Source organism: Streptomyces nanhaiensis, from assembly GCF_046614825.1.
GTDB lineage: Bacteria > Actinomycetota > Actinomycetes > Streptomycetales > Streptomycetaceae > Streptomyces > Streptomyces radiopugnans.
In genome coordinates this window covers 22,977-30,208 of the sequence record NZ_JBKJFM010000067.1, presented here as the reverse complement: position 1 = coordinate 30,208, position 7,232 = coordinate 22,977, and the positions used below count along the sequence as shown (strand labels likewise).

Here is a 7,232-nt window from a genome sequence, read left to right as displayed (position 1 = left end):
ACACCCTGGCCGTCCTGCGCGCCGCCGCCCGCCGCGGGACGCCGGTGTGGATCGGCCACGTGGACGCCGACGGCACCGCCGGTCAGCGCGTCGTCGAACCCGTCCGCGTCGAGGGCGGCCTCGTCACGGCGTACGACCACGCCGCCGAGGAGGTCCGCACCTACCCGCTGCACCGCATCACGGGCGCGGCGGACGTAGGGACCCCGGACGGTCCGGCGGAAACGGCGGGCCGGGCGTGACCCGCCGCCGCGTTCACCGCCGCGCGGCCCTCCGCGCCGCCTTCGCGCCGTTGGTGGCCGCCACCGCCCCGGCGATCGCCGCCCAGGCCCCGGCGAGCGCGGCGACCGCCCCGGCGGTCGCCGCCACCCTGCCCGCCCACTTCACATAGCCGTCCATGCCGCAGCCCCCCGCACGCCGTGTCCGCCTGCTCCGGATCGCTTCCATGACCGGCAGCGTAGGCGCCGCGGGCCGTCCCCCGCACGGGCGGGGCGGCCCCCCGGAGTAGGGCCGAAGGGCCCCGCCGGGGGCCGCCGGTCGCTCGGGCACGCCGCCGCGCGCCCGGAAAAAGTAGACTCTTCCATTCGGCGTGTGCGCCCGTCACACGACGATCCGATCGCTGGAGGTGCGCGTGTCCTGCCTGATCGTCCAGAGCGACAAGACCCTGCTGCTGGAGGTCGACCACGAGCAGGCCGACGACTGCCGCCGCGCCATCGCGCCCTTCGCCGAGCTGGAGCGGGCCCCCGAGCACATCCACACCTACCGGCTCACCCCGCTGGGCCTGTGGAACGCCCGCGCCGCCGGGCACGACGCCGAGCAGGTCGTCGACGCACTGGTCACCTACTCCCGCTACCCGGTGCCGCACGCGCTGCTGGTGGACGTGGCCGAGACGATGGACCGCTACGGCCGGCTGCGGCTGCTCAAGCACCCCGTGCACGGGCTGGTCCTGGAGTCCTCCGACCGGCCGGTGCTGGAGGAGATCCTGCGCTCCAAGCGGATCCAGCCGCTGGTCGGCGCCCGCATCGACTCCGACACCGTCGCCGTCCACCCCTCCGAGCGCGGCCAGATCAAGCAGGCGCTGCTCAAGCTGGGCTGGCCCGCCGAGGACCTGGCCGGCTACGTCGACGGCGAGGCGCACCCGATCGAGCTGGACGAGGACGGCTGGGCGCTGCGCCCGTACCAGAGGCAGGCCGTGGAGAACTTCTGGCACGGCGGCTCCGGCGTCGTCGTGCTGCCCTGCGGCGCGGGCAAGACGCTGGTGGGCGCGGGTGCGATGGCCACGGCGAAGGCCACCACGCTGATCCTGGTGACCAACACCGTCTCGGCCCGGCAGTGGAAGAGCGAGCTGGTGCGGCGCACCTCGCTGACGGAGAGCGAGGTCGGCGAGTACAGCGGCGCGAAGAAGGAGATCCGCCCCGTCACCATCGCCACGTACCAGGTGCTGACGACCAAGCGGAAGGGCGTGTACCCGCACCTGGAGCTGTTCGACTCCCGCGACTGGGGCCTGATCGTCTACGACGAGGTGCACCTGCTGCCGGCCCCGGTGTTCAAGTTCACCGCCGACCTCCAGGCCCGCCGCCGCATCGGCCTGACGGCCACGCTGGTGCGCGAGGACGGCCGCGAGTCCGACGTCTTCTCCCTCATCGGCCCCAAGCGCTTCGACGCGCCCTGGAAGGAGATCGAGGCGCAGGGCTACATCGCCCCGGCCGACTGCGTGGAGGTCCGCGTGGACCTGACCGAGTCCGAGCGGCTGGCGTACGCGACGGCCGAGTCGGACGAGAAGTACCGCTTCTGCTCCACCACCGCCTCCAAGCAGCGCGTCACCGAGGCGCTGGTGCGCCGCCACGCCGGGCAGCAGACGCTCGTCATCGGCCAGTACATCGACCAGCTCGACGAACTGGGCGAGCACCTGGGCGCGCCCGTGATCAAGGGCGACACCGGCAACGCGCAGCGCGAGAAGCTGTTCGACGCCTTCCGCGCGGGCGAGCTGTCGGTGCTGGTGGTCTCCAAGGTGGCCAACTTCTCCATCGACCTGCCCGAGGCCACCGTCGCCATCCAGGTGTCGGGCACCTTCGGCTCCCGCCAGGAGGAGGCCCAGCGCCTGGGCCGCGTGCTGCGCCCGAAGGCGGACGGCCACGAGGCCCGCTTCTACTCGGTCGTCGCCCGCGACACCGTCGACCAGGACTTCGCGGCCCACCGCCAGCGCTTCCTGGCCGAGCAGGGCTACGCCTACCGCATCGTGGACGCCTCCGAGCTGCTGGCGGGCGACGAGGAGCCGGACGAGGTGGGCTAGCCTCGCGTTCCACCGCGGAACGAGGCGGAACGAGGGGGCCGCCGCGGACTGGTACGCCTGGGCGCGCACTACTTCTCCCACGGCGCGTGGCTGGAGGAGGGCGCGCTACTGCGCGGCGCGCGGCGGCTGGCGGGTGTCCCGGGCGTGCTGATCCACGGCCGGGCCGATCTGAGCAGCCCGCTCGACACCGCGTGGGAGCTGTCCCGCGCCTGGCCGGACGCGGAGCTGACCGTCGTCGCCGCCGAGGGCCACCTCGGCGGCGCCACCACCCGCACCCGCGTCCTGGACGCGCTGGACCGCTTCACGGCGCGGTGACGGCGTTGCCGGGGAGTCATCCGGTGGGTTGGGGGCTCTCCCGTCGCAGGCGCCACGCCGCGTACGCCAGCAGGGCCAGGGCCAGGGGCGCGTACGGGGAGGCGAGGGGCTGCTGCCACCAGGGCAGGTGGAGGTCGAGGTCGCCGGAGTGGGGGACGAGCCAGTGCGTGCGGGCCGTGAAGAGCACGGCGACGGCGCCCGCGGCGTACAGCGGCCACCGGCGGGACGGCGAGGCGGCGGCCGCCATGACGGCGAGCAGCGGTACGCACCACACCCAGTGGTGGGACCAGCTGATCGGCGAGACCAGCACCGCCGTGCCCGCGACGGCCAGCACCCCCCAGCCCTCCCGTCCGCGCAGATGGGCGCGGCGGGCCAGCCACAGCCCCAGCAGACCGGTGACGGCCGCGGGGACCGCCCACCACAGGCCGGGCTCCGGGGTGTGCAGGAGGCGGGCGATCATCCCCTGGAGGGACTGGTTGTCGACGATCCACGCCTTGCCGACGCGGCCGGTCTCGAACATCCGCCGCGTCCAGAAGTCCACGCTCGCGCCCGGCAGGACGGCCGCGCCGAGCGCCGCCGTACCCGCGAAGCCCGCCAGCGCCGTCAGCCCGGCCCGGACGCGGCCGGTCAGCAGGAGGTGGACGGCGAAGATCGCGGGGGTGAGCTTGATACCGGCCGCGACGCCGATGGCCAGGCCCTTGCCGCGGGCGCCGTCCGGGCGGCCGAGGTCCCACAGGACCAGGCAGGCCAGGACGAGGTTGATCTGCCCGAAGACCATGGTCTGGAAGACCGGCTCCAGCCACAGGCCGGCCGCCGTGGCGGCGGTCAGGAGCGCCGGGGAGGTCCGCCGCCCGGCCAGGCGCAGGGAGAGGTGGACCAGCAGGGCGAGCAGCACGACGTTGCCCGCCGTGAAGAGTGCCTGGACGGCGGGCAGGGGCAGCAGGGCGGTGGGGACGAACAGCAGCGCGGCGAAGGGCGGGTAGGTGGCGGGCAGGTCCCACTCGGTGACGGTGAAGCCGTACAGGTCGCGCCCCTCGACGACGGCCTGCCCCTCGGCGCGGTAGACGAGCACGTCCACCAGGAAGCTGGGCTGCGCCGCGCAGACCGCCGCGAGCGCGGCGAGGGAGAGCACGAGCAGGGCGGTGGCCGCCGCGCGGGTGCGGCTGCCGCCGGGCGCGCCGAACGCGCCGCGTATCCGGGCGCGGGCAGCGGTACGGCCGGCACGTGCGGTACGGCCGTCGCGTGCGGTGCGGGCCGGGCGCCCGGCGCCGGGGCCAGGGCCGGGGTCGCCCCCGGTGCCGGTGTCGGGTGTGGGCGCGGTCGGCACTCGGCCACCTCCTGGGTTCCGGTCCGTCGGTCGACGGTCGTCCTGCGGTCCTCCGCGGTCGCCGCCGCGGAGCGACCCTAACCGACGGTCCGGTGCGCCCGGCCGGGTGTCAGGCGCGGGTCGCGGGCTCGTGCGCTCTGCCCTCGCGCGTCCCGTGGTCCCGTTTGTGCTCCGAGCCCTGCTCCCGGTCCTCCTCTCGCGCCTCCGCGTAGTCGCCGAGGACCGCGACGTCGAACGCCGCGGCGGCGAAGACGGAGATCGCCCGGACGGCGTCGCCCAGCAGGTGCCGGCGGTGGCGGTGGCCGCCGTCGCCGCTCCGTGCGTCGAGCGCGGCGAGCGCGGTGGCGCCCGAGGCCCGGCCGCCGGATGTCTGGGGAGGGATGGGGGTGCTGTTCATGACTCCACGGTTTTGCAGTCGTTTCGCCCTATTGGTCCATATCCATCCTAGGTCTCACCACGGCTTTCCTCCGCCCGCAACCCGGTCCGTCCACCCTCCCCGCGTACGGGGGAAAACCGTTCGCCCACCGGGACGAGCGGGGCTAGAATCACGCGTCTCCCGCCTCCCGCGCCACGGCACCGCACGGCGTGCCTTCCGCATGCCCGCGTGCCGCCGTGCCGCCGGGGAGGAGCCGGCCGGTCGGTACCGGCCGACGGACCGCGCCCCCGGCGGCCGCACTCCGGCCGGCTTCCGCCGGCCCTCCGGCCCCGTCGGCGTACGCGGTCCCCTTCCGACCCTGTCGTCCACCGCACCCGGCGTGCGGCGCGGCCGCACGCCCGCGCGGCTCGCCGTGCCGCCGTCGTGCGCGCTTTCCGCAGGAGGCCAGCAACATGCCCGCGCACGCTCCCGACCCGCACGCCCCCGGCATGTCCGACCCCGACACGCTCGACCCCCTCGAACGCGAACGCGCCCACCTGGCCGCCTCGCGCACCGCGCTGCGCGCCATGCGCCGTGACGTCGAGTCGCTCGACATCCGGAACGTCACCGCCAACTGGGTGAACGCCGAGGTGCTCCAGCGCCAGATCGACGCCCGGATCGAGGCCCTCGCCGACCTCGCCGACACCCCGCTGTTCTTCGGCCGCCTGGACTACACGGACTTCCCGAGCCCTCCGGGCTCCTCCCCCGCCCCGGAGGAGGGCACTGCGGAGGACGGCACTGCGGAGGACGGCGCTCCGGAGGCGGCCCGCTACTACATCGGCCGCCGCCACGTCCACGACACCGACGGCGACCCGATGGTCGTCGACTGGCGCGCCCCCGTCTCCCAGCCCTTCTACCGCGCCTCCAAGAAGGACCCGCAGGGCGTCGGCCTGCGCCGCCGCTTCGGCTACACCGGCGGCGAACTGACCGCGTACGAGGACGAGCGGCTGTCCGACCCGGACGAGGCCGAGAAGGCCGGCGCACTGCTCAGGCGCGAGATCGAGCGTCCGCGCGTCGGCCCGATGCGCGACATCGTGGCCACCATCCAGCCCGAGCAGGACGAGATCGTCCGTACCGGCGTCGACGGCACCGTGTGCGTCCAGGGCGCGCCGGGCACCGGCAAGACGGCCGTCGGCCTGCACCGCGTGGCCTATCTGCTCTACGCCCACCGCGAGCGCCTGGCCCGCACCGGGACGCTGGTCATCGGCCCCAACCGGTCCTTCCTGCGCTACATCGAGCAGGTCCTGCCGGCGCTGGGCGAGCTGGCGGTGCGGCAGGCGACCGTGGAGGACCTGGTCACCGAGGCGACGGGCGTGGAGGTGCGCGGCACGGACGACCCGGAGGCCGCCCGGATCAAGGGCGACGCCCGCATGGCCGAGGTGCTGCGCCGCGCGGTCCGCTCGGGCGTGACGATGCCGGCCGAGCCGTGCGTCGTCGTCCGCGGCTCGCGCCGCTGGCGCGTCCCGGCGTACGAACTGGAGGAGATCGTCCGCGAGCTGCTGGAGCGCGGCATCCGCTACGGCGCCGCCCGCGAGGCCCTGCCGCGGCGCGTCGCGCACGCCGTGCTGACGCGCATGGAGCGCTCCGGCGAGGCCCCCGACGACCGGGTGCAGGACGCGGTGGCGCGCAACGCGGCGGTGAAGGCCCTGGTCAAGGCCGTGTGGCCGGAGGTCGATCCGGCGAGGCTGGTGCTGCGGCTGCTGTCGGACGACGGCTTCCTGGCCGAGTGCTCCGAGGGGATCCTCACCGAGGAGGAGCGCAAGGCGATCCTGTGGACGAAGCCGCCGCGCGGGGTGCGGTCGGCGAAGTGGTCGGCCGCCGACGCCGTGCTGATCGACGAGGCCGCCGACCTGGTGCGGCGCACCCCCTCGCTCGGCCACGTCGTCCTGGACGAGGCGCAGGACCTCTCCCCCATGCAGTACCGGGCGGTGGGCCGCCGCTGCACCACCGGCTCGGCGACGGTGCTGGGCGACCTGGCGCAGGGCACCACGCCGTGGGCGACCGCGAGCTGGGCCGAGGCCCTGTCCCACCTGGGCAAGCCGGACGCGGCGGTGGAGGAGCTGACCCGGGGCTTCCGCGTGCCGCGCGAGGTCATCGCGTACGCCTCCCGGCTGCTGCCGCACATCGCGCCGGGCCTGTCCGAGGCGACCTCGATCCGCGAGGCGGCGGGCTCCCTGCGGGTGCGGGCGGTGGCGGTGGAGGAACTGGACGGCGCGGTGGTGGACGCCTGCCGCGAGGCGCTGGAGCGCGAGGGCTCGATCGGCCTGATCGCCGCCGACGCCCGCGTCCCCGTCCTGGCCGCGGCCCTGGACGCCGTCGGCGTCCCCCACCTCGCCCCGGGGGCGGAGACGGACGCCGGCGCCCGCCTCACCCTCGTCCCGGCGACCCTGGCCAAGGGCCTGGAGTACGACCACGTGGTCCTGGACGAGCCGGCCGCCGTCGTCGACGGCGAACCGGACGAGCGCACCGGCCTGCGCCGCCTGTACGTCTCCCTCACCCGCGCGGTCTCCGGCCTCACCGTCGTCCACGCGGCCCCCCTGCCCGAGCCGCTGCGCGACGGGGGCGGCGCCTGACGGGACGCCGGGCGGCGCGCAGGCAGCCACCGGCCCGGCGGGGCCGTCCTACCCGGCGGTGAGGGGAGAGAGATGACCGATGCGGCGGTGCGGCGAGACGGGCGGCAGGCCGCTCGGGCGGACGCGCCCGTCAGCGCGGGCGCCTGAGCGTCCCCCGGCGGCTTCCTGTGATCGTCTGACGATCACAGGAAGCCGCACCGCATCACCCACCCGAGTGCCAGGACCGGCGATTTCACTGATCTCAGGAGCAGTCCGGGGCGGTAATGGTGTGACGCCCCCTCACACCCCTGTGCATGTCTCCTGGAGGAAACC

6 protein-coding genes and 1 pseudogene are annotated in these 7,232 nt (G+C 75.3%); 4 read left to right on the top strand and 3 right to left on the bottom strand.

The window, feature by feature from the left end:
- A partial coding sequence (locus ACLIYP_RS16305; protein ID WP_412713860.1) for a WYL domain-containing protein occupies positions 1-239 on the top strand: 239 nt, incomplete at its 5' end.
- A gap of 13 nt (positions 240-252) precedes the next feature.
- On the opposite strand, the gene ACLIYP_RS16300 is transcribed toward ACLIYP_RS16305, so the two are convergent.
- The gene (locus ACLIYP_RS16300) at positions 253-444 is read right to left on the bottom strand and encodes a hypothetical protein (protein WP_412713859.1); all 192 of its coding nucleotides are present in this window, start codon (positions 442-444) and stop codon (positions 253-255) included.
- Positions 445-628: 184 nt separating this feature from the next.
- Here ACLIYP_RS16300 and ACLIYP_RS16295 point away from each other — a divergent pair, with 184 nt between their 5' ends.
- Together ACLIYP_RS16295 and ACLIYP_RS16290 are read left to right on the top strand one after the other, a co-directional pair.
- The gene (locus tag ACLIYP_RS16295) at positions 629-2,290 is read left to right on the top strand and encodes a DNA repair helicase XPB (RefSeq protein WP_412713863.1); all 1,662 of its coding nucleotides are present in this window, start codon (positions 629-631) and stop codon (positions 2,288-2,290) included.
- A 39-nt stretch (positions 2,291-2,329) separates the two neighbouring features.
- Positions 2,330-2,605, top strand: a pseudogene (locus ACLIYP_RS16290) (prolyl aminopeptidase); the annotation flags it as partial.
- 16 nt (positions 2,606-2,621) lie between these two features.
- Here ACLIYP_RS16290 and ACLIYP_RS16285 read toward each other — a convergent pair.
- A complete protein-coding gene (locus tag ACLIYP_RS16285; RefSeq protein ID WP_412713862.1) occupies positions 2,622-3,743 on the bottom strand; it encodes a glycosyltransferase 87 family protein in 1,122 nt (373 codons plus the stop codon).
- Positions 3,744-4,041: 298 nt separating this feature from the next.
- Positions 4,042-4,329, bottom strand: coding sequence for a hypothetical protein (locus tag ACLIYP_RS16280; protein WP_412713858.1), 288 nt, complete (start codon positions 4,327-4,329; stop codon positions 4,042-4,044).
- Positions 4,330-4,760: 431 nt separating this feature from the next.
- On the opposite strand from ACLIYP_RS16280, the gene ACLIYP_RS16275 reads away from it, so the two are divergent.
- The gene (locus tag ACLIYP_RS16275) at positions 4,761-6,920 is read left to right on the top strand and encodes a HelD family protein (RefSeq protein ID WP_412713857.1); all 2,160 of its coding nucleotides are present in this window, start codon (positions 4,761-4,763) and stop codon (positions 6,918-6,920) included.
- Positions 6,921-7,232: the final 312 nt, after the last annotated feature.

Bases quoted from the DNA above. Each gene is read 5' to 3' on its own strand.
- ACLIYP_RS16300 (WP_412713859.1), bottom strand. From the start codon at position 444: ATGGAAGCGATCCGGAGCAGGCGGACACGGCGTGCGGGGGGCTGCGGC.
- ACLIYP_RS16280 (WP_412713858.1), bottom strand. From the start codon at position 4,329: ATGAACAGCACCCCCATCCCTCCCCAGACATCCGGCGGCCGGGCCTCG.
- ACLIYP_RS16275 (WP_412713857.1), top strand. From the start codon at position 4,761: ATGCCCGCGCACGCTCCCGACCCGCACGCCCCCGGCATGTCCGACCCC.